This window comes from Streptomyces sp. NPDC055254, from assembly GCF_053606025.1.
This window is the reverse complement of the sequence record NZ_JBSGQV010000001.1, coordinates 28,028-48,831: the sequence shown is the minus strand read 5'-3', so window position 1 is coordinate 48,831 and position 20,804 is coordinate 28,028. Positions and strand designations below refer to the sequence as shown.

General features: G+C 73.0%; 14 protein-coding genes. 12 read left to right on the top strand and 2 right to left on the bottom strand.

Annotated features, from left to right (window positions below):
* Positions 1 to 145 precede the first annotated feature (145 nt).
* Entirely contained in the window at positions 146 to 1,930 is a 1,785-nt protein-coding gene (locus tag ACWFQ8_RS00190; protein WP_453784272.1) for a chitinase, read from the top strand.
* Here the strand turns inward: ACWFQ8_RS00190 and ACWFQ8_RS00185 are convergent.
* Both ACWFQ8_RS00185 and gabT read right to left on the bottom strand, forming a co-directional pair.
* Positions 1,896 to 2,465 carry a phosphatase PAP2 family protein gene (locus tag ACWFQ8_RS00185; RefSeq protein ID WP_453783936.1) on the bottom strand — a complete coding sequence of 190 codons (570 nt, stop codon included), beginning with the start codon at positions 2,463 to 2,465 and terminating at the stop codon, positions 1,896 to 1,898. The genes ACWFQ8_RS00190 and ACWFQ8_RS00185 overlap by 35 nt on opposite strands.
* A gap of 349 nt (positions 2,466 to 2,814) precedes the next feature.
* Complete coding sequence (gene gabT / locus ACWFQ8_RS00180; RefSeq protein ID WP_453783935.1) at positions 2,815 to 4,164, bottom strand: 4-aminobutyrate--2-oxoglutarate transaminase; 1,350 nt, start codon at positions 4,162 to 4,164, stop codon at positions 2,815 to 2,817.
* Between the two features lie 241 nt (positions 4,165 to 4,405).
* On the opposite strand from gabT, the gene ACWFQ8_RS00175 reads away from it, so the two are divergent.
* From ACWFQ8_RS00175 to ACWFQ8_RS00125, 11 genes are all read left to right on the top strand, one after another.
* Positions 4,406 to 6,520 carry an ATP-binding protein gene (locus ACWFQ8_RS00175; protein WP_453783934.1) on the top strand — a complete coding sequence of 705 codons (2,115 nt, stop codon included), beginning with the start codon at positions 4,406 to 4,408 and terminating at the stop codon, positions 6,518 to 6,520.
* A gap of 193 nt (positions 6,521 to 6,713) precedes the next feature.
* A complete protein-coding gene (locus ACWFQ8_RS00170; RefSeq protein WP_453783933.1) occupies positions 6,714 to 8,294 on the top strand; it encodes a PucR family transcriptional regulator in 1,581 nt (526 codons plus the stop codon).
* 147 nt (positions 8,295 to 8,441) lie between these two features.
* Complete coding sequence (locus ACWFQ8_RS00165) at positions 8,442 to 9,887, top strand: aldehyde dehydrogenase family protein (RefSeq protein ID WP_453783932.1); 1,446 nt, start codon at positions 8,442 to 8,444, stop codon at positions 9,885 to 9,887.
* A gap of 155 nt (positions 9,888 to 10,042) precedes the next feature.
* Entirely contained in the window at positions 10,043 to 12,034 is a 1,992-nt protein-coding gene (locus ACWFQ8_RS00160) for an acyl-CoA dehydrogenase family protein (RefSeq protein ID WP_453783931.1), read from the top strand.
* 87 nt (positions 12,035 to 12,121) lie between these two features.
* The gene (locus ACWFQ8_RS00155; protein WP_453783930.1) at positions 12,122 to 13,459 is read left to right on the top strand and encodes a hypothetical protein; all 1,338 of its coding nucleotides are present in this window, start codon (positions 12,122 to 12,124) and stop codon (positions 13,457 to 13,459) included.
* Positions 13,460 to 13,480: 21 nt separating this feature from the next.
* Entirely contained in the window at positions 13,481 to 14,734 is a 1,254-nt protein-coding gene (gene dxr / locus ACWFQ8_RS00150) for a 1-deoxy-D-xylulose-5-phosphate reductoisomerase (protein WP_453783929.1), read from the top strand.
* Complete coding sequence (locus ACWFQ8_RS00145) at positions 14,731 to 16,032, top strand: M50 family metallopeptidase (protein WP_453783928.1); 1,302 nt, start codon at positions 14,731 to 14,733, stop codon at positions 16,030 to 16,032. Before dxr ends, ACWFQ8_RS00145 begins: the two co-directional genes overlap by 4 nt.
* A 175-nt stretch (positions 16,033 to 16,207) precedes the next feature.
* Positions 16,208 to 17,365: a flavodoxin-dependent (E)-4-hydroxy-3-methylbut-2-enyl-diphosphate synthase gene (gene ispG / locus ACWFQ8_RS00140; protein ID WP_453783927.1), complete on the top strand. Its 1,158-nt coding sequence runs from the start codon at positions 16,208 to 16,210 to the stop codon at positions 17,363 to 17,365.
* Between the two features lie 200 nt (positions 17,366 to 17,565).
* Positions 17,566 to 18,408 carry a GNAT family N-acetyltransferase gene (locus ACWFQ8_RS00135; protein WP_453784271.1) on the top strand — a complete coding sequence of 281 codons (843 nt, stop codon included), beginning with the start codon at positions 17,566 to 17,568 and terminating at the stop codon, positions 18,406 to 18,408.
* A 100-nt stretch (positions 18,409 to 18,508) separates the two neighbouring features.
* Positions 18,509 to 19,051 carry a GNAT family N-acetyltransferase gene (locus ACWFQ8_RS00130; RefSeq protein WP_453783926.1) on the top strand — a complete coding sequence of 181 codons (543 nt, stop codon included), beginning with the start codon at positions 18,509 to 18,511 and terminating at the stop codon, positions 19,049 to 19,051.
* A 42-nt stretch (positions 19,052 to 19,093) separates the two neighbouring features.
* Complete coding sequence (locus ACWFQ8_RS00125) at positions 19,094 to 20,797, top strand: proline--tRNA ligase (RefSeq protein ID WP_453783925.1); 1,704 nt, start codon at positions 19,094 to 19,096, stop codon at positions 20,795 to 20,797.
* Positions 20,798 to 20,804: the final 7 nt, after the last annotated feature.

Here is a 20,804-nt window from a genome sequence, read left to right as displayed (position 1 = left end):
CGAGGCCGCCGTGACCGCCATGGGGGGGCGGCCGCGGCGGAGCGCGGCGGGCGGAACCCTTGACAACAGCATTGGTCTGGACCATGTTGGGCGCCGCTGACCCCCTCCATCCCCCCATGCCCCGGAGGCAGTTGTGCGCAGAGCCCTGTCATTCCTCACGGCCGCCGCCCTGGCGGTGGCCGGCCTCCTCACCGCGGGCCCGCCCGCCACGGCGGCCGACGCCGACCTCGCCCGCAACGGCGGCTTCGAGGCCGGCCTGGACGGCTGGAGCTGCTCGGCGGGCAGCGGAGCCGTCGTCACCACACCCGTCCACGGCGGCAGTTCCGCCCTCAAGGCCACCCCGGCCGGCCAGGACCAAGCCCGCTGCGCCCAGACCGTCACCGTGAAGCCCGACTCCACCTACACGCTCGGCGCCTGGGTACAGGGTGCGTACGTCTACCTCGGCGCGAGCGGGACCGGCACCACCGACGTGTCGACCTGGACGCAGAGCCCCGGCGCCTGGAAGCAGCTGACGACCACCTTCCGCACCGGCCCCTCGACGACCTCGGTGACGGTCTACACCCACGGCTGGTACGGCCAGCCGGCGCACTTCACCGACGATGTCACCGTGGTGGGCCCCGACCCCGGCCGGCCCCAGCTCCCGGCCGCCCCCACCGGCCTGACGGCGACCGCGACCTCGGCCGCCTCCGTGGCGCTGTCCTGGACCGCCGTGCCCGGAGCCACCTCGTACACCGTCCACCGGGACGGCGCCGCGCCGCTCCCGGTCACCACCGCCTCGGCGACCGTCACCGGCCTCGCCGCGTCCACGACGTACACCTTCCGGGTCAGCGCCGCGAACGCGGCGGGCCAGTCCCCGCCGAGCGCCCCCGTCTCCGCGACCACCACCGCCGGCGGCGACCCCGGCGACCCGGGCCTGCCCGCGCACGCGCTCGTCGGATACCTGCACGCGAGCTTCGCCAACGGCTCGGGCTACCTCCGGATGGCCGACGTGCCGGCCTCCTGGGACGTCATCAACCTCGCCTTCGGCGAACCGACCTCGGTGACCTCGGGCGACATCCGCTTCCGGCTCTGCCCGGTCGCCGAATGCCCGAACGTCGAATCACCGGCGGAGTTCAAGGCGGCCGTCAAGGCCAAGCAGGCCGCCGGCAAGAAGGTGCTCATCTCCATCGGGGGTCAGAACGGCCAGGTGCAGCTGGCCACCACGGCCGCGCGCGACACCTTCGTCTCCTCGGTCGGCAAGATCATCGACGAGTACGGCCTCGACGGCCTCGACATCGACTTCGAGGGCCACTCCCTGTCCCTGGCGACCGGGGACACCGACTTCCGGAACCCCACCACCCCCGTCGTCGTCAACCTCATCTCGGCGCTGAAGACCCTGAAGGCCAGGTACGGCCCGGACTTCGTCCTGACCATGGCTCCGGAGACCTTCTTCGTCCAGCTGGGCTACCAGTTCTACGGCTCCGGCCCCTGGGGCGGCCAGGACCCCCGCGCCGGCGCCTACCTCCCCGTCATCCACGCCCTGCGCGACGACCTCACCCTGCTGCACGTCCAGGACTACAACTCGGGCCCGATCATGGGACTCGACAACCAGTACCACTCCATGGGCGGCGCGGACTTCCACATCGCCATGACCGACATGCTGCTCACGGGCTTCCCGGTGGCCGGGAACACCGCCCGCGTCTTCCCGCCGCTGCGCCCCGAACAGGTCGCCGTAGGCCTGCCCGCCACGACGAACGCCGGCAACGGACACACCCCGCCCGCCGAGGTGAACAAGGCGCTGGACTGCCTCACGAAGAAGACCGACTGCGGCACGTACCGGACGCACGGCACATGGCCCGCGCTGCGCGGACTGATGACCTGGTCCATCAACTGGGACCGGTTCGGGTCCTGGGAGTTCAGCCGGAACTTCGACGCGTACTTCGGCGGCTGACCCGCGCCACTCCCAGCAGCAGGGGCACGCACAGCAGGAGGCTGGCCAGTACGTCCAGCGGCCAGTGGAAGCCCCGCACCACCAGGCCGACGGCCGTCGCCCCCGTCAGTACGAGGGCGGCGGCCGTCGGCCAGGGGCGGCGGACGTACGGGGAGACGAGCAGGGCCGCGCCGAGGTAGGCGACGGCCGCGGTGGCGGTGTGCCCCGAGGGGAAGTAGCCGGCGGCCCAGGGCTCCAGCGGGCCCGGGCGGCCGGTCCACACCTTCAGCGGGACCACGAGCGCCGGAACCAGGGCCATGGCCCCGACCGAAGCCAGGGCGCCCCACCGGTCGCCGCGCCGGGCCGCGTACGCGGCGCACAGCAGCAGCACGGGCAGGGCGACGGGTACGTTGCCGAGGTCCGAGAGCCGCTCGGTGACGGAGTCGGGGACGGTACGGACCAGCGCGCCGCTCAGCCGCTCGTCGGGAATCAGCAGCGGGCCCGACACGAGGACCTGCCAGGTGATCAGCCCGAGAACGAGGAGCGCGGAGGACACCAGGAGGAGAGTGGCCGGCCGTCCCGGAACAGGGGGGATGGTTCCGGGACGGCCGCCCGGATCGGGTTGCCGCGCGCCCCGGGGGGTTTGGGGCGGACGGCCGTCCGATCGGTGAGGAGTGTGCGCGAACGCATGCCCAGTACGGCGCTGGGGAAGCCCGGCACTGGTGTCGCCCCCGGTTTCCCGGGAACGGGGTGTCTCACTCATCTGCAGAAACCGTACGGCAGCGAAAGGGGGACCGACAGCCGGAACGCGCTCCCGACATCGGCCCCCCACACCTTCTTCACAGCGCCCGACCGTTACCGGTGGTAGAGGGCGGTCGCCGCGTTCGGATGTTCTAGACCTTCGATCAGATGCCCGCGAAAGCGGCCTCGATGATGTCCAGGCCCTCGTTCAGCAGGTCCTCGCCGATGACGATCGGCGGGAGGAAGCGGAGCACGTTGCCGTAGGTGCCGCAGGTGAGGACGAGAACGCCCTCGGCGTGACAGGCCTTGGCGACGGCCGCGGCGACCTCGGGAGCCGGTGCCTTGGTGGCGTCGTCCTTCACCAGCTCGATGGCGATCATCGCGCCGCGACCGCGGATGTCGCCGATGCTGAACCGGTCGCTGTGGGCGAACTTCTCCTGCATGGCCGTCAGACGGGCCTTCATCAGGGACTCGATCTTCTTCGCCTTGGCGTTGAGGTCGAGCTCCTTCATGGTCTCGATGGAGCCGAGCGCGCCGGCGCACGCCACCGGGTTGCCGCCGTACGTACCGCCCAGGCCACCGCCGTGCACGGAGTCCATGATCTCGGCGCGGCCGGTCACGGCGGCGAGCGGCAGGCCGCCCGCGATGCCCTTGGCGGTGGTGATCAGGTCCGGGACGATGCCCTCGTCCTCGCACGCGAACCACTGGCCGGTGCGGCAGAATCCGGACTGGATCTCGTCGGCGACGAAGACGATGCCGTTGTCATTGGCGAACTTCACGAGGGCCGGCAGGAATCCCTTGGCCGGCTCGATGAAGCCGCCCTCGCCGAGGACCGGCTCGATGATGATCGCGGCGACGTTGTCGGCGCCGATCTGCTTGCTGATCTGGTCGATCGCCTGGGCGGCGGCCTCGGGGCCGCAGTTCTCGGCACCGGTGGGCCAGCGGTAGCCGTAGGCGACCGGCACGCGGTAGACCTCGGGGGCGAACGGCCCGAAGCCCTGCTTGTACGGCATGTTCTTCGAGGTCAGCGCCATCGTCAGGTTCGTACGGCCGTGGTAGCCGTGGTCGAAGACGACGACGGCCTGGCGCTTGGTGTACGAACGGGCGATCTTGACGGCGTTCTCGACGGCCTCGGCGCCCGAGTTGAACAGGGCCGACTTCTTGGCGTGGTCACCCGGGGTCAGTTCGGCGAGGGCCTCGCAGACCTCGACGTAGCCCTCGTACGGGGTGACCATGAAACAGGTGTGCGTGAAGTTCGCGAGCTGCGCGGAGGCGCGGCGCACGACGGCCTCGGCGGAGGCGCCGACGGAGGTCACGGCGATACCGGAACCGAAGTCGATCAGGCGGTTGCCGTCGACGTCCTCGATGATGCCGCCGTCCGCGCGGGCCGTGAAGACGGGGAGCACGGAGCCCACGCCGCCGGCGACCGTCTCCAGACGGCGGGCCTGCAGCTCCTGCGACTTGGGGCCGGGGATCGCGGTGACGATGCGGCGCTCCTGCGGGACAGAGGTCATAGGGGGCTCCTGGGGGTGTTTTCGGACGCACTTGTGTCTTTGTCCGCAGGCTAGGCCCGGGGGAGGGGGTACTGCATGCTCCGTTCGGGAGTGGTGCCCGCGTGTCCTTGTCCGTGGCGGCCATAGGAAGGGCGACGGGGGTGTCCCGCGGATCGGGCCGGGGCACGGGCCGGACGCCCGCCCGGGCACTAGATTGAGCGCCGCAGCGCAGCGCACGGAACGGGCAGGGGGCAGGGGTTTCATGGACACCGAGGGCACGTACGACGGGCAGACCACCCGCGCGGGTCACGTACCGGGACCCGCGGGCCCACCCGTCCACCCGCCGAAGCCCCGCCACGCTCCCGCCACCCATCCCGCCCTCACGGACTGGCTGCGGGTCCCGCGCTCGGGCGTCGGGCCCGGCGTGTGGTCGTACGGGCACGTCCCGCGGGCCGACGAGGAACCCGAGGAGACCCCGACCCGTCAGCTGGTCAGCGGCGCCCTGATCGCCCTGCTGGCCGGCCTGCTGCTGTGGTCCCTGCTGTGGAACGGCTACCTCGGCGGCTTCTGGCTGTGGCCGCTCTACATGTTCACGCCCGACTCCTGGGCCGGGACGCTGCCCTCCGTCGTGGCCTCGTACCTCTGGTACGCCGTGGTCGCCGGCGGCCTGGCCGTGGGCTTCGGGCGCCTGGGCCGCTGGCCCGAGCTCGGCCGCCGGATCATCGGCGGCGGCCGCTCCGCACGCGTGGCGCGCCCCGCCGCGCCGGCCCCGCCCGTGCCGGGAGGGCCCGACGACCCCGCGCGGTGGCCGCAGGTGCGCGGGGCCGGGATGGCGGACGTGGCCGACCGGCTGGCGCGGGAGGCGGAGTCCGGGCGGATGAACGACGTCGACTACGCCCGGATCCGCCGGGCCTGGGAGTCCGTCCGCGTCGACCCCTCCCGCGCGCGGGCCTTCGCCGACGCCGTACGGGACAAGGGCGCCGCCGCCTGCGCGCACCCGTCGGGCGCGCGCGACCTGCCCGCGCGGACGGCCCGGCACGACCTGCTGGCCCGGCAGGTGCTCCTCGGCACCGTCGAGGACGGCCCGCGCAACCCCTACGTCCGCCGCGGCACCGCGCTCGCGCTCGCCCCCGACGTCCTCGGCACCTCGCTGCTGGCCGTCGGCCCGTCCGGGACCGGCAAGACGGTCCGGCTGGTGCGGCCCGTCGTCGAGGCGCTCGCCCTCCAGGCGCTCGCCGGACAGGCCGCCGTCGTGGCCGTCGGCGCGGCCGGCGCCCCGCTCGGCCCGGACGAGGCCTACGACGTCGTGGTCCGCGTCGGCGACCCCGCCTCCGTCCACGACCTCGACCTCTACGGCGGCGCCACCGACCCCGACGAGGCCGCCACCCTGCTCGCCGAGGCCTTCGTCGGCGACATCCCCGGGATCGACGTACGACGCTCCGCGACCGCCCTCGCCCAGCTCATCGGTCCCTTCCGGGCCGCCCGCGGCCGCTTCCCCGCCGTGCCCGAGCTGCGCGAGCTGCTCGACGGGGTGCCCGCCGCCCTGACCGCGCTGCGCGAAGCGCTGGCCGGCGGCGAGCACCACGCCATGCTGCGGGAGCTCGACGCCCGGGAGCGCCAGCACGGCGCCCCCGCGGACCCCGGACCCGCCCTCGCCGACCGGGTTGCCCTGCTGGACCGCCCCGCCTTCGCCGCGTTCTTCAACGTCGGGGGTGACGGTCCCGACGGACCCGGCCGCCCCTTCTCGCTGCGCGCCCTGGAACACCCGGTCCGGGTGCGCGTCGACCTGCCCGAGCGGGGCCACGCCGACGCCTCCCGGATGCTGGCCCGGCTGCTGCTGGCCCAGTTCAACGCCGCCGCGACCGCCCGCGCCGACCGCTCCCTCTTCGCCTTCCTCGCCTTCGACGACGCCTCGCACACCCTGACTCCCGGCACGGTGCGCGGCGTCCAGCGGCTGCGCTCGGCGCACGCCGGAGTGCTGCTCGCCCTGCGCACGCTGGACGACGTACCGGAGGCGCTGCGCACCCCGCTGCTCGGGGCCGTCGGCTGCCGGATGGCCTTCTCGGGGGTCACCACCTGGGACGGGAAGCGCTTCGCCGAGGCCTGGGGCACCGAATGGGTCGAGGCCCGGGACGTCACCCACCGGACCGTCTTCGCCGACCAGCCGCTGACCCGCGCCGTCCACGCCTTCCGCAAGCTGGTCACCGGCAAGGCCGTCACCACGGACGCGGTCACCGTGCGGCAGGTGGAGCGCGAGCGCTGGTCCGCCTCGGAGCTGGCGCACGGCGTGCCGCCCGGGCACGCGGTGCTGTCGCTGACCTCCGTCCGCGGCGAGCGGACCGCTCCGCTGCTGATCAAGCTGGCCGGAACGGCCTGACCGGTACGCCGAACCGTACGAGGTGGCAGAATCGAGGAGAGCCGTTCATACGACAAGGCGAAAAGCGCGGGCGGCCCTCTGCTGCTCTTCTCCCGACGGCCCCGACGGCCCCGACGGCCCTGGAAGCCGGAGGACCCGAAGCCGACGGACCTGCGTTTGCGCCCCCTCCTCCCGCTAAGGCCCCTGGTAACCGATGCCGCTCACCCTCGCCTCGCTCGTCCAGCACTCGGCGCTCAAGCTCAGCGTCCGCGCGGGGGAGGGCCGCCTCGACACCCCCGTGCGCTGGGCCCACGTCAGCGAGCTCGCCGACCCCGTCCCCTACATGGAGGGCGGCGAACTGCTCCTGACCACCGCGATGAAGCTGGACGCCGAGGACCCGCGGGAGATGGCCCGGTACGTGCGCCGGCTGGCGGCCGCCGGGGTCGTCGGCATCGGCTTCGCGATCGGCGTCAACTACGAGGAGATCCCGCAGGCCCTCGTCGACGCGGCCCGGGCCGAGGACCTCCCGCTGCTGGAGGTGCCGCGGCGGACCCCCTTCCTGGCGATCAGCAAGGCCGTCTCCGCCGCCCTCGCGGCCGACCAGTACCGGGCCGTCACCGCCGGCTTCGAGGCGCAGCGCGAGCTGACCCGCGCCGCGCTGTCCCCGGACGGCCCCGCCGAGCTGCTGACGAAGCTGGCGGCCCACGTCCACGGCTGGGCCGCGCTCTACGACACCTCGGGCGCCGTCGTCGCGGCCGCCCCCGACTGGGCCGCGCGGCGCGCCGCCCGGCTCACCCCCGACGTGGAGCGGCTGCGGGAGCGGCCCGCGCCCGCCAGCGCCGTGGTCGGCGGCTCCGAGGACCGGGTGGAGCTCCAGTCCCTCGGTACGGGGCGGCGGCCCAGGGGGGCGCTGGCCGTCGGCACCGGGGCCCCGCTGGGCACGGCCGAGCGGTACGCCGTGCACTCCGCGGTCGCCCTCCTCACCCTCACCACCGAACGCTCGCGCTCGCTGCACGACGCCGAGTCCCGGCTGGGCTCGGCGGTACTGCGGATGCTGCTGGCCGGGCAGGCCGAGCACGCGCGGGCCGTGGCCGGGGACCTGTACGGGGCCCTGCTGGAGGGGCCGTTCCGGCTGGTCGTGGCCGAACCGGCGCTCCCGGGCACGGACCGGCCCGAGGGGCTGGCGCTGCTGGCCGACGCCGTGGAGGCGGCGGCCGCCCGTACGGGGGAGACCCTGCTGGTGGTCCCGGAGGCGGGGCGGCTCGTGGTCCTGGCGGCCGACGGCGGCTCGGCCGTCCAGGCCTGCGCGGCGCACGCCGAGGCGCTGGAGGTCAGGCGGGGCCGGGACGCCACCGGCCCGGAGCCCGACGAGCTGGTGATCGGCCTGTCCGCGCCGGCCGGACCGGCGACGGTGGCGGGCGCCCTCACCCAGGCCGACCAGGCCCTCGCGGTGGCCCGCCGGCGCGGACGGCCGATGGTGGAGCACGAGGACATGGCGGCCGGCTCCGTCCTGCCGCTGCTGGCCGACGACGCGGTACGGGCCTTCGCGGACGGCACCCTGCGGGCCCTGCGGGAGCACGACGCGACCGGCCGCGGGGACCTGGTCGCCTCGCTCCAGGCGTGGCTCTCCCGGCACGGTCAGTGGGACGCGGCCGCCGCCGACCTCGGCGTCCACCGGCACACCCTGCGCTACCGGATGAAGCGCGTCGAGGAGATCCTAGGCCGCTCCCTGGACGACCCGGACGTCCGCATGGAGCTGTGGCTGGCCCTCAAGGCCACCTCCACCCCGGCCTGATCAGCGGCCGCGGCCGGGACGACAGTGACAAACCGGCGCGACGCGCACGGCGTGTACTACACGCCGGACAAACGACGTTTCCCCGGCGGAGTCCTACGGTGGAGGGGACAAGGACCCACCGCACACATTCGAAGGGCCGGGATTCGCATGACTTCCACCCACGCCTTCTGGCTCGCCGGCCGCCTGGCCACCGGCGAGGACAGCTTCGACGTCCACTCCCCGTGGGACGGTCGCCTGGTCGGCACCGTGAGCGTGCCCACCGACGCCCAGGTCGAAGAGGCCGTGGCCGCGGCGTACGCCGTGACGGCGGAGTTCTCCGCGACCCCCGCCCACGTACGGGCGGCCGCCCTGGACCACATGTCCAAGCGGCTGGCCGAGCGCACGGAGGAGATCGCCCAGCTGATCTCCGCCGAGAACGGCAAGCCCGTCAAGTGGGCCCGCGGCGAGGTCGGCCGTGCGGTGTCCGTGTTCCGCTTCGCCGCCGAGGAAGCCCGCCGCTTCAACGGCGGAGACGCCCAGCGCCTGGACACCGACGCCGGTGGCGTCGGCCGGCTCGCGCTGACGCGCCGCTTCGTCAAGGGTCCGGTCCTCGGCATCGCGCCGTTCAACTTCCCGCTGAACCTGTGCGCCCACAAGGTGGCCCCGGCCATCGCCGTCGGTGCGCCGATCATCCTCAAGCCTGCCCCGGCCACGCCCCTCTCCGGGCTGATCCTGGGCGAGCTGCTCGCCGAGACCGACCTCCCGGCCGGCTCCTGGTCGGTCCTCCCGGTCGCGAACGACAAGATGCCCGCCCTGGTCAAGGACGAGCGCCTCCCCGTCATCTCCTTCACCGGCTCCGACACCGTCGGCTACGCCATCCAGCAGTCGGTGCCGCACAAGCACTGCACCCTGGAGCTGGGCGGCAACGCCGCGGCCGTCGTACTGGCCGACTGGGCCTCCGAGGCCGACCTCGACTGGGCCGCGACCCGTATCGCGACCTTCTCGAACTACCAGGCCGGCCAGTCCTGCATCTCCGTGCAGCGCGTGATCGCCGACGCCACCGTCTACGACCGGCTGGTCGAGAAGGTCGTCGACAAGGTCCGTGAGCAGGTCACCGGCGACCCGTCCGACTCCGCCACCGACGTCGGCCCCCTGGTCTCCGAGGACGCCGCCAAGCGCGTCGAGTCCTGGGTGGACGAAGCGGTGTCCGGCGGCGCCAAGCTGCTCACCGGCGGCAAGCGCCAGGGCGCCTCGTACGAGCCCACCGTCCTCGCGGAGGTCCCGGCGGGCGTCAAGCTCGCCACCGAGGAGGTCTTCGGACCGGTGCTGACGCTGCAGAAGGTCGACGGCACCGACGAGGCCTTCGCCGCCGTGAACGACTCGAAGTTCGGTCTCCAGACCGGCGTCTTCACCCGCGACATCCAGATCGCCTTCCGTGCCCACCGCGAGCTCGAGGTCGGCGGTGTGGTCGTCGGCGACGCGCCGTCCTACCGCGCCGACCAGATGCCCTACGGCGGCGTCAAGCAGTCCGGTGTGGGCCGCGAGGGCGTGCGCTACGCGATGGACGACTACACGTACGAGCGAGTCCTGGTCCTGACCGGCCTCGACATCTGATCCCGTACGGCCAAAGAGCCGACGGCCGGAGCCCACTGTGCGGGGGCTCCGGCCGTCCCCCTTTTCCGAACCGCCCGCAGTGGGTACGACTCCCAGGTAGCACCGGCCGGTAGCTCCTGGCCGGCCCCCGACTCGGCGGCGAGGTGAGTCCCCGCATGTCCGCAACACAGCCCGCACAGCCCGCACGGCCCGTACAGCCCGGCGGCGCGACCCGGCCGGGCGCCCGGCCCAAGGTGACCGAGCGCGAGGCACGGCAGGTCGCGGAAGCGGCCCGCGAACAGGGCTGGCGCAAGCCCAGCTTCGCCAAGGAGCTCTTCCTCGGCCGCTTCCGGCTCGACCTGATCCACCCCCATCCGCTCCCCGCCGACGAGGACGTCCGGCGCGGCGAGGCCTTCCTGGCCCGGCTGCGGGAGTTCTGCGAGACGCACGTCGACGGCGCCCGCATCGAGCGGGAGGCGAAGATCCCCGACGAGACGGTGCGCGGGCTCAAGGAGCTCGGCGCCCTCGGGATGAAGATCGGCACCGAGTACGGAGGCCTCGGCCTCACCCAGGTCTACTACAACAAGGCGCTCGCCCTCGTCGGCTCGGTCAGCCCGGCCATCGGCGCCCTGCTCTCGGCGCACCAGTCGATCGGCGTGCCCCAGCCGTTGAAGATGTTCGGCACGCAGGAGCAGAAGGACGCCTACCTGCCACGCTGCGCCACCAGCGCCATCAGCGCCTTCCTGCTCACCGAGCCAGACGTCGGCTCCGACCCGGCGCGACTGGCCACCACCGCCGTTCCCGACGGGGAGGACGCGTACGTCCTCGACGGGGTGAAGCTGTGGACCACCAACGGGGTCGTCGCCGACCTGCTCGTCGTGATGGCCCGGGTGCCCAGGAGCGAGAGCCACCGGGGCGGGATCACCGCCTTCGTCGTGGAGGCCGATTCGCCGGGCATCACCGTCGAGCACCGCAACGCCTTCATGGGCCTGCGCGGCCTGGAGAACGGCGTCACCCGCTTCCACGGCGTACGGGTCCCCGCCGCCCAGCGCATCGGCGCCGAGGGCACCGGCCTCAAGATCGCGCTGACCACCCTCAACACCGGCCGGCTCTCCCTGCCCGCCATGTGCGTCGGCGCCGGGAAATGGTGCCTGAAGATCGCCCGCGAGTGGTCCGGCGTCCGCGAGCAGTGGGGCCGGCCCGTCGCGCGGCACGAGGCGGTCGGCGCGAAGATCTCCTTCATCGCCGCCACCACCTTCGCCCTCGAAGCGGTCGTCGACCTCGCCTCCCAGATGGCCGACGAGGACCGCAACGACATCCGCATCGAGGCGGCCCTCGCCAAGCTCTACGGCTCCGAGATGGCCTGGCTGATGGCCGACGAGCTGGTCCAGATCCGCGGCGGCCGGGGCTTCGAGACGGCCGAGTCGCTCGCCGCCCGCGGCGAACGGGCCGTTCCGGCCGAACAGCTGCTGCGCGACCTGCGCATCAACCGGATCTTCGAGGGCTCGACGGAGATCATGCACCTGCTCATCGCCCGTGAGGCCGTCGACGCCCACCTGTCGGTGGCGGGGGACCTCATCGACCCGGAGAAGGACCTCGGGGAGAAGGCGAAGGCCGGGGCACGCGCCGCCGGCTTCTACGCCCGCTGGCTGCCGAAACTGGCCGCCGGGGCCGGCCAGGTCCCCGGCACCTACCGGGAGTTCCACCCCGCCGGCCACCCCGACCTCGCCGTCCACCTGCGCTACGTCGAACGCGGCGCGCGCAAACTCGCCCGCGCCACGTTCCTGGCCATGGCGCGGTGGCAGGGCCGGATGGAGACCAAGCAGGGCTTCCTCGGCCGGATCGTCGACATCGGCGCCGAACTGTTCGCCATGAGCGCCGCCTGCGTCCGCGCCGAGCACCTGCGCGCCGCCGACGAGCACGGCCGGGAGGCCTACCAGTTGGCCGACGCCTTCTGCCGGCAGTCCCGGATCCGCGTCGAGGAACTCTTCGGCCGGCTCTGGTCCAACACCGACGACCTCGACCGCAAGGTCGTCGAGGGCGTCCTGACGGGCACCTACGCCTGGTTGGAGGAAGGAGTCCTCGACCCCTCCGGCGACGGCCCCTGGATCGCCGACGCCGCACCCGGTCCCTCCACCCGGGAAAACGTGCACCGCCCACTGCGCTGACCTGCGATCATCTCCGGACGCCGGACCGGCGTACGAGGATGTGTACGAGTACTGGCTACGCGTACGAGCACAGGGCGGACGAGGACGATGCCGACTGCCGAGGAAGACCGCGCCAGCCGACGGCTGGCCTGGTGCACGGCCCACCTGCTGCGCCACGCACCGGACCACGTCGTCATGGACCTCGTCGACCGGCTCGACCCGTCCGCCCGCAGGTACCTGTGCCGCGACGCGTGGCTGCCCGCCTCCACCGTCACCCTGCTGCTGCGCCACGGCGCCGAGGGCGACCGGCACTACATCGCCCGCAACCCGCGCGTCGTCGGGCGCCCGCTGCCCGGCCTGCGGGGGCCCGAGCTGTACGCCGCCCGCAAGGCCTCCGAGCAACTGCGGCGGGTGGTCGAGTCCGAACTCGGCCGGGACCCCGCCGCCGGCCTCACCCCCGACGAGCTGATCGCCCAGCTGCGCCGGCACGGCGGGCGGCGCCCGAAGGCCGCCCTCGACGTGCTCACCTTCCCCTGCGCGCCCGACCTCGACCTGCTGCTGCGCGAGCACGCCGCCGCCCCGCTGCCGACGGGCGCGGTCGAGGCGCTGCTGCTCGTCGCGGACCTGCCCCGGGAGGTCGGCCTCGCCCTCCTCGACACCCGCGCGGTTCCCGTCCGCCGGCGCCACTGGCACCGGCCGGCCGTCCGCGCCGTACGGATGGGCCTGCTCACCCACGAGGAGCTGGTGGCGCACGTCGCCCCGGCGCACCGGACCCTGCTGCTCGGACACCTGCCCGAACGGAGCGGCCTGCGCTGGACCCTGCCCGAGGAAGCCGGCATGCGGACGGCCGTGGCCCGGGCGCTGCGCCCGCTGGGGGACGATCCGCGCCCGTGGTCCGAGCTGACGCGGCACGCCGCCGCCTTCCCGGGCACCCTGCCCGAGCTGGTCGCCGCCGTGGTCGCCGGCGCCCTGCCGTCGCCGTCGACGTCGGAGCCCGAGGCGGAGCCGGAGCCGTGGCTCACCCGGGTGGTCCGCGACTTCGGGCCGACGACCGCCGCCGAACCCTCCGGCGACGTGGAGTACGAACTCGCGCTGGCGAGCCTCGCCGTGCCCATGGAGGACGTCCGCGAGGACGTCCGCTGGGTGCGCGACTGCCTGGCCCGGGGGGTGCTCACCGGCGCCGACGTGATCCGGCACAAGCTGCCCGCCTGCTGGGCCCTCGACGAGGACCACTGGCTGGGCGACGTGGACCACCCGGACCGGCACGACCGGCCCGAGGCCGTGCTGGCCGCCCGCGCCGAGGCGGACCGGCTGTTCGCCGCCGCCCTCGACGACGACCCGGACGCCTGGTGGCGGGCGGCCCGCGCGCTCCCGCACTTCACCGGGACCCTCCCGGAGCTGCTCGCCCGGGTCGCGGACGGGGACTCCGTGTCCGAGCCGTTCTGAGTTCCGGCAACAATGGGGGGCATGAGCGACCGTCCAGCCCCTCTCGCCGACCCGCACCTCCTCTTCGACGCCGCGGCCGGCCCCCGCGACATCGTCGTCCTCGGGTCCACCGGGTCCATCGGTACCCAGGCCATCGACCTGGCCCTGCGCAATCCGGACCGGTTCCGCGTCACCGCGCTGTCCGCCGCCGGCGGCCGGGTCGCACTCCTGGCCGAGCAGGCCCGGCTGCTGCGGGTCGACGCCGTGGCCGTCGCCCGCGAGGACGTCGTACCGGCCCTGAAAGAGGCGCTGAGCGCCGAGTACGGCGGGTCCGAGCCGCTGCCCGAGATCCTGGCCGGACCCGACGCCGCGGCCGAGCTCGCCGCCTCGCCGTGCCACACCGTCCTGAACGGCATCACCGGCTCCATCGGCCTCGCGCCCACCCTCGCCGCACTGCGGGCGGGCCGGACCCTGGCCCTCGCCAACAAGGAGTCGCTGATCGCCGGCGGCCCGCTGGTCAAGGCCCTGGCGAAGCCCGGCCAGATCATTCCGGTGGACTCCGAGCACGCCGCGCTCTTCCAGGCGCTCGCCGCGGGCACCCGGGCCGACGTCCGCAAGCTCGTCGTCACCGCCTCGGGCGGCCCCTTCCGCGGTCGCACCCGCGCCGAGCTGGCCCATGTGACCGTCCAGGACGCCCTCGCGCACCCGACCTGGGCCATGGGACCGGTGATCACCGTCAATTCGGCGACCCTGGTCAACAAGGGGCTGGAGGTCATCGAGGCGCACCTGCTCTACGACATCCCCTTCGACCGCATCGAGGTCGTGGTCCACCCCCAGTCGTACGTGCACTCGATGGTGGAGTTCACGGACGGCTCCACGCTCGCGCAGGCCACGCCGCCGGACATGCGCGGCCCCATCGCGATCGGCCTCGGCTGGCCGCAGCGGGTCCCGGACGCGGCTCCCGCATTCGACTGGACCAAGGCCTCCACCTGGGAGTTCTTCCCGCTGGACACCGAGGCCTTCCCGTCCGTGGGCCTGGCCCGCCACGTGGGTTCCCTCGGCGGTACCGCCCCGGCCGTGTTCAATGCGGCCAACGAGGAGTGCGTGGAGGCGTTCCTGGCAGGTCGCCTGCCGTTCACCGCAATCATGGATACCGTCTCTGCCGTGGTCGATGAGCACGGGACGCCGGAGTCGGGAACTTCCCTGACGGTCCAGGACGTCCTTGAAGCTGAGGCCTGGGCCAGGGCCCGGGCGCGGGAGATGGCGGCTCGGGCCGCCGCGGAGGCGAGCGCATGACAGTTCTGATGACGGTGATCGGGGTCGTGCTCTTCCTGGTGGGCCTGCTGATCTCCATCGCCTGGCACGAGCTCGGACACCTTTCCACGGCCAAGCTCTTCGGCATCCGGGTGCCGCAGTACATGGTCGGCTTCGGGCCGACCGTCTGGTCGCGAAGGAAGGGCGAGACCGAGTACGGGATCAAGGCCATCCCGATGGGTGGCTACATCCGCATGATCGGGATGTTCCCGCCCGGCGAGGACGGCAAGGTCACCGCCCGGTCCACCTCGCCGTTCCGGTCGATGATCGAGGACGCGCGCTCCGCGGCGTACGAGGAGCTGCAGCCGGGCGACGAGAGCCGGCTCTTCTACTCGCGCAAGCCGTGGAAGCGCGTGATCGTGATGTTCGCCGGCCCCTTCATGAACCTGATCCTGGCCGTGGCGATCTTCCTGACCACGCTGATGACCTTCGGTCTGAACACCCAGACGACCGTGGTCGGCTCGGTCTCCGACTGCGTCATCCAGCAGAGCGAGAAGCGCGACACGTGCGCGCCCGCCGACCCGGCCGCCCCCGCGAAGGCGGCCGGCCTGCGGCAGAAGGACAAGATCGTCGCCTTCAACGGGCGTCCGGTCGAGGACTGGGCCTCGCTGCAGAAGGACATCCGCGCCACCATCGGACCCGCCGTCATCACCGTCGAGCGGGCCGGACAGCGGGTCGACCTGAACGCGAACCTGATCGAGAACAAGGTCGCGAAGATGGACGGCAGCGGCAACGCCGTCAAGGACCAGTACGTCACCGCCGGCTTCCTCGGCTTCGCCCCCGCCACGGGCTACGTCCCGCAGTCCTTCGGCCAGTCCGTCAGCCGCATGGGCGAGATGATGCAGAGCGGCGTGGAGTCCCTGATCGCCCTCCCGTCCAAGGTCCCGGAGCTGTGGGACGCCGCCTTCAACGGGGCCGAGCGCAAGCAGGACAGCCCGATGGGCGTCGTCGGTGCCGCACGGGTCAGCAGCGACATCTTCAACCTGGACATCCCCGTCCAGCACCAGCTGGTGTTCTTCATCAACCTGCTGGCCGGCTTCAACCTCTCGCTGTTCCTGTTCAACATGGTGCCGCTGCTCCCGCTCGACGGCGGCCACATCGCCGGCGCGCTGTGGGAGTCCGTCCGGCGCGGCCTGGCCCGGGTCTTCCGGCGCCCCGACCCCGGCCCGTTCGACGTGGCGAAGCTGATGCCCGTCGCCTACGTGGTGGCCGGGCTGTTCATCTGCTTCACGCTGCTGGTGATGGTCGCGGACGTGGTGAACCCCATCAAGATCACCTAACCGCCCGGGGCCGTATTTCATGCGCAGCGGAGCCGGGCACGGATCGTGCCCGGCTCCCTACGTTCGGGTGGCGCGGCCCCTCGGATGCGTGGAGCGCTCGCTGATTGGCGTAATCTCGAAGGCTGGAGCCCGCCGATCTCGGGACCTCGATCCACACCTTGGGGTTGCACAGCAGATGACTGCCATCTCTCTCGGAATGCCGTCCGTGCCGATGAAGCTTGCCGACCGCCGGGTCAGCCGCAAGATCCAGGTCGGTTCCGTGGCCGTCGGTGGCGACGCACCCGTCTCGGTGCAGTCGATGACCACGACCCGCACCTCCGACGTCGGCGCCACGCTCCAGCAGATCGCCGAACTGACCGCCTCCGGCTGCAACATCGTCCGCGTCGCCTGCCCGACCCAGGACGACGCCGACGCCCTCGCGGTCATCGCCAAGAAGTCGCAGATCCCGGTCATCGCCGACATCCACTTCCAGCCCAAGTACGTGTTCGCCGCGATCGACGCCGGCTGCGCCGCCGTCCGCGTGAACCCGGGCAACATCAAGCAGTTCGACGACAAGGTCAAAGAGATCGCGCGGGCCGCCAAGGACGCGGGCACCCCGATCCGGATCGGCGTCAACGCGGGCTCCCTCGACGCCCGCCTGCTCAAGAAGTACGGCAAGGCCACCCCCGAGGCGCTGGTGGAGTCCGCGCTCTGGGAGGCCTCCCTCTTCGAGGAGCACGGTTTCAGCGACATCAAGATCTCGGTCAAGCACAACGACCCCGTCGTCATGGTCAACGCCTACCGCCAGCTGGCCGCCGCCTGTGACTACCCGCTGCACCTCGGCGTCACCGAGGCCGGCCCCGCCTTCCAGGGCACCATCAAGTCCGCCGTCGCCTTCGGCGCGCTGCTGTCCGAAGGCATCGGCGACACCATCCGCGTCTCCCTCTCGGCCCCGCCGGTCGAGGAGATCAAGGTCGGCATCCAGATCCTGGAGTCGCTGAACCTCAAGCCCCGCCGCCTGGAGATCGTCTCCTGCCCGTCCTGCGGACGCGCCCAGGTCGACGTCTACAAGCTGGCCGAGGAGGTCACGGCGGGCTTGGAGGGCATGGAGGTCCCACTGCGCGTCGCGGTCATGGGCTGCGTCGTCAACGGCCCCGGCGAGGCCCGCGAGGCCGACCTCGGCGTCGCCTCCGGCAACGGCAAGGGCCAGATCTTCGTGAAGGGCGAGGTCATCAAGACCGTCCCCGAATCGAAGATCGTGGAGACCCTCATCGAAGAAGCGATGAAGATCGCCGCGCAGATGGAGAAGGACGGCGTCATGTCGGGCGAGCCCACCGTGGCCATCGGCGTCTGATGCTCCCGCGGTCGGCCCCGCCCCCCCAGACTTCTTCCGGCGGAGCCCGGCCCGCCTCCGCGAAGCTCCCGGCCCCGGTCCCGTTCCCGCAGTTCGCGGGCGGGGGCCGGGGCTTGTTCGCGACCCGTGTGACGCGGCATCCTCCGGTGCCGCCGGGTACAGTGCGGAGATCAGCAGACATGTACGGTGAGGCCCCAGTGTTGACGCAGACCACCACCCGGGTCCTTGAGCCCAGTGATCTCGACGCCGCGCTCGAAGTCCTCGGACGCGAGCCGGTCGAGAACGCCTTCGTCACCTCCCGGGTCCAGGTCGCCGGCCTCGACCCGTGGCGCCTGGGCGGCGAGATGTGGGGCTGGTACGCCGACGGCGAGCTCCGCTCGCTCTGCTACGCCGGTGCCAACCTGGTTCCCGTCTGCGCCGAGCACGACGCCGTCCGTGCCTTCGCCGACCGCGCGCGGCGCACCGGCCGCCGCTGCTCCTCCATCGTCGGCCCCGCCGAACCCACCCGGCTGCTGTGGCAGCTCCTGGAACCGAGCTGGGGTCCCGCCCGCGACGTCCGCTCCCACCAGCCGCTGATGACCATCGACCGGCCGTCCGCCACGGTCGAGGCCGACCCGCTGGTCCGCCGGGTCCGCAAGGACGAGATGGAACTGATCATGCCCGCCTGCGTGGCCATGTTCACCGAGGAGGTCGGCATCTCGCCCACGGCCGGGGACGGCGGCCTGCTCTACCAGGCCCGCGTCGCCGAGCTGGTCGGTACCGGCCGTTCCTTCGCCCGCGTCGAGGACGGCCGGATCGTCTTCAAGGCCGAGATCGGCGCCGCCACCCCCCGCGCCTGCCAGATCCAGGGCGTCTGGGTGGACCCTGAGTTCCGCGGGCTGGGGCATTCGGAGCGCGGCATGGCGTCAGTCGTCGCGTACGCCCTGCGCGATGTGGCGCCCGTGGTCAGCCTTTACGTCAACGACTTCAACGCCGCCGCCCGGGCCTCCTACCGCCGGGTCGGCTTCCGCGAGGTCGGCGCGTTCATGAGCGTGCTGTTCTGATCCGGCCCGAACGGCCGGATCCGCCGGGTCCGGGCGGCCCGAAACGGCCGTCGGCCGCGGAGGCGTACCGGTAGCCGGTACCGCCGAGTAAGGTCGCCGCATGCTGCCAACCGGACTACGCATCGGCCCCCTCGACCTCGCCGCCCGCGTGGACGAGGCCCTGCGCGTGCAGGCCGTCGCCTTCGGCCTCAGCGAGGAGGAGGTCGGCATCCGGCGCTACATCGTCCAGCGCCACATGACCTGCCGCGGAGCCCGCGCGCTCGGCGCCTTCGCCGAGGACGGCGCCCTCACCGGGTTCGTCTACGGCATGCCGAACGACCGCACCCACTGGTGGTCCACGATCGTCGAACCGCACCTGCGGGCCGGCGGACACGACATGTGGCTCGACGACTCCTTCGTGATCACCGAACTCCACGTCCACCCGGGCTTCCAGGGCCATGGCGTCGGGCGCGAGCTCATCACCCGCCTCACCGACGACGCCGGCGAACCGCGCTCGATCCTCTCCGCGATCGACACCGACAGCCCGGCCCGCACCCTGTACCGGGCCCTCGGCTACACGGACCTCGCCCGCCAGGTCCACTTCCCGAGCGCGAGCCTCCCGTACGCGGTCATGGGCGCCCCGCTGCCGCTGCGCAGGGCCTGAATCCGGTTTCCGCCGCCCCGGGCCCCCGGGTAGCCTCCGGACATGTCTACGCAACCCGTGCAGCGCATGTCCCGTCTGATGGCCAAGACCCTCCGCGAGGACCCGGCCGACGCCGAGACCCTCAGCCACCGGCTCCTGGTCCGCGCCGGGTACGTCCGGCGCAGCTCCGCCGGGGTGTGGACCTGGCTGCCGCTCGGCAAGCGGGTCCTGGACAACGTCTCGCGTGTCGTCCGCGAGGAGATGGACGCCATCGGCGCCCAGGAGGTGCTCCTCCCGGCGCTGCTGCCGAAGGAGCCGTACGAGGTCAGCGGCCGCTGGTCGGAGTACGGGGACCTGCTGTTCCGGCTCAAGGACCGCAAGGGCGCGGACTACCTGCTCGGCCCGACGCACGAGGAGATCTTCACCCTGCTGGTGAAGGACCAGTGCACCTCGTACAAGGACCTGCCGGTCATGCTCTACCAGATCCAGACGAAGTACCGCGACGAGGCCCGCCCCCGGTCCGGCGTGCTGCGGGGCCGCGAGTTCCACATGAAGGACTCGTACTCCTTCGACGTGTCCGACGAGGGCCTCGCGGAGTCCTACCGGCTCCACCGCGAGGCCTACGTCCGCATCTTCGAGCGGCTCGGCCTGGACCACCGGATCGTCTCGGCGGTGTCCGGGGCGATGGGCGGCTCGGCGTCCGAGGAGTTCCTGGCCCCCGCCGCGGCGGGCGAGGACACCTTCGTGGACTGCCCGTCCTGCTCCTACGCGGCCAACACGGAGGCCGTGACCTTCGCCCCGGCGCCGGCCACGGACCGGCATCCGCCGCTGGAGGAGGTGGACACCCCCGACACCCCGACGATCGAGACGCTCGCCGCGCACCTCGGGGTCCCCGCCTCCGCGACCCTGAAGAACCTTCTGGTGAAGGTGGACGGCGAGATCGTGGCCGTGGGCGTGCCCGGGGACCGCGAGGTGGACCTGGGCAAGCTCGGCGAGCACCTGGCGCCCGCCGCGGTGGAACTGGTGACGGCCGAGGACTTCGCGGACCGGCCCGATCTCGTACGGGGCTACGTGGGCCCGCAGGGCCTGGACAAGGTCCGCTACCTGGCCGACCCCCGCGTGGCCCCGGGCACGGCTTGGGTCACCGGGGCCAACCGGGCGGACACCCACGCCCGGAACGTGGTGTGCGGCCGCGACTTCGAGGTGGACCAGTACCTCGACGTGGTGGTCGTCGAGCCGGGCGACCCGTGCCCGTCCTGCGGGGCGGGACTCGGGCTCGGCCGCGCGATCGAGATCGGGCACATCTTCCAGCTGGGCCGCAAGTACGCGGACGCCTTCGGACTGGACGTCCTGGGCCGCGAGGGCAAGCCGGTCCGGGTCACCATGGGCTCGTACGGCATCGGCGTCTCGCGCGCGGTGGCGGCGCTGGCCGAGCAGACGGCGGACGAGCGCGGCCTGTGCTGGCCTGCGGAGGTGGCCCCGGCCGACGTCCACGTGGTGGCGGCGGGCAAGGCGGTGCCGCTCGCGCTGGCGGAGTCGGCGGCCTCCGAGCTGGCCGGCGCCGGCCTGCGGGTGCTCCTCGACGACCGGCCCGGGCTCTCCCCGGGCGTCAAGCTCACGGACGCGGAACTGATCGGCGTCCCGTGGATCCTGGTGGCGGGCCGCCGCTCCGCCGAGTCGGTGGTCGAACTCCAGGACCGCCGCACGGGCACCCGCGAGGAGCTCCCCCTCCAGGAGGCCCTGTCCCGCCTGACTGCCCGCCGGTAGCCGGCCC

What these genes read in the sequence shown, in the direction of transcription:
- gabT (WP_453783935.1), bottom strand. Translation starts at nt 4,164, where the DNA reads ATGACCTCTGTCCCGCAGGAGCGCCGCATCGTCACCGCGATCCCCGGC.
- ACWFQ8_RS00175 (WP_453783934.1), top strand. Translation starts at nt 4,406, where the DNA reads ATGGACACCGAGGGCACGTACGACGGGCAGACCACCCGCGCGGGTCAC.
- ACWFQ8_RS00170 (WP_453783933.1), top strand. Translation starts at nt 6,714, where the DNA reads ATGCCGCTCACCCTCGCCTCGCTCGTCCAGCACTCGGCGCTCAAGCTC.
- ACWFQ8_RS00165 (WP_453783932.1), top strand. Translation starts at nt 8,442, where the DNA reads ATGACTTCCACCCACGCCTTCTGGCTCGCCGGCCGCCTGGCCACCGGC.
- ACWFQ8_RS00160 (WP_453783931.1), top strand. Translation starts at nt 10,043, where the DNA reads ATGTCCGCAACACAGCCCGCACAGCCCGCACGGCCCGTACAGCCCGGC.
- ACWFQ8_RS00155 (WP_453783930.1), top strand. Translation starts at nt 12,122, where the DNA reads ATGCCGACTGCCGAGGAAGACCGCGCCAGCCGACGGCTGGCCTGGTGC.
- dxr (WP_453783929.1), top strand. Translation starts at nt 13,481, where the DNA reads ATGAGCGACCGTCCAGCCCCTCTCGCCGACCCGCACCTCCTCTTCGAC.
- ACWFQ8_RS00145 (WP_453783928.1), top strand. Translation starts at nt 14,731, where the DNA reads ATGACAGTTCTGATGACGGTGATCGGGGTCGTGCTCTTCCTGGTGGGC.
- ispG (WP_453783927.1), top strand. Translation starts at nt 16,208, where the DNA reads ATGACTGCCATCTCTCTCGGAATGCCGTCCGTGCCGATGAAGCTTGCC.
- ACWFQ8_RS00130 (WP_453783926.1), top strand. Translation starts at nt 18,509, where the DNA reads ATGCTGCCAACCGGACTACGCATCGGCCCCCTCGACCTCGCCGCCCGC.
- ACWFQ8_RS00125 (WP_453783925.1), top strand. Translation starts at nt 19,094, where the DNA reads ATGTCTACGCAACCCGTGCAGCGCATGTCCCGTCTGATGGCCAAGACC.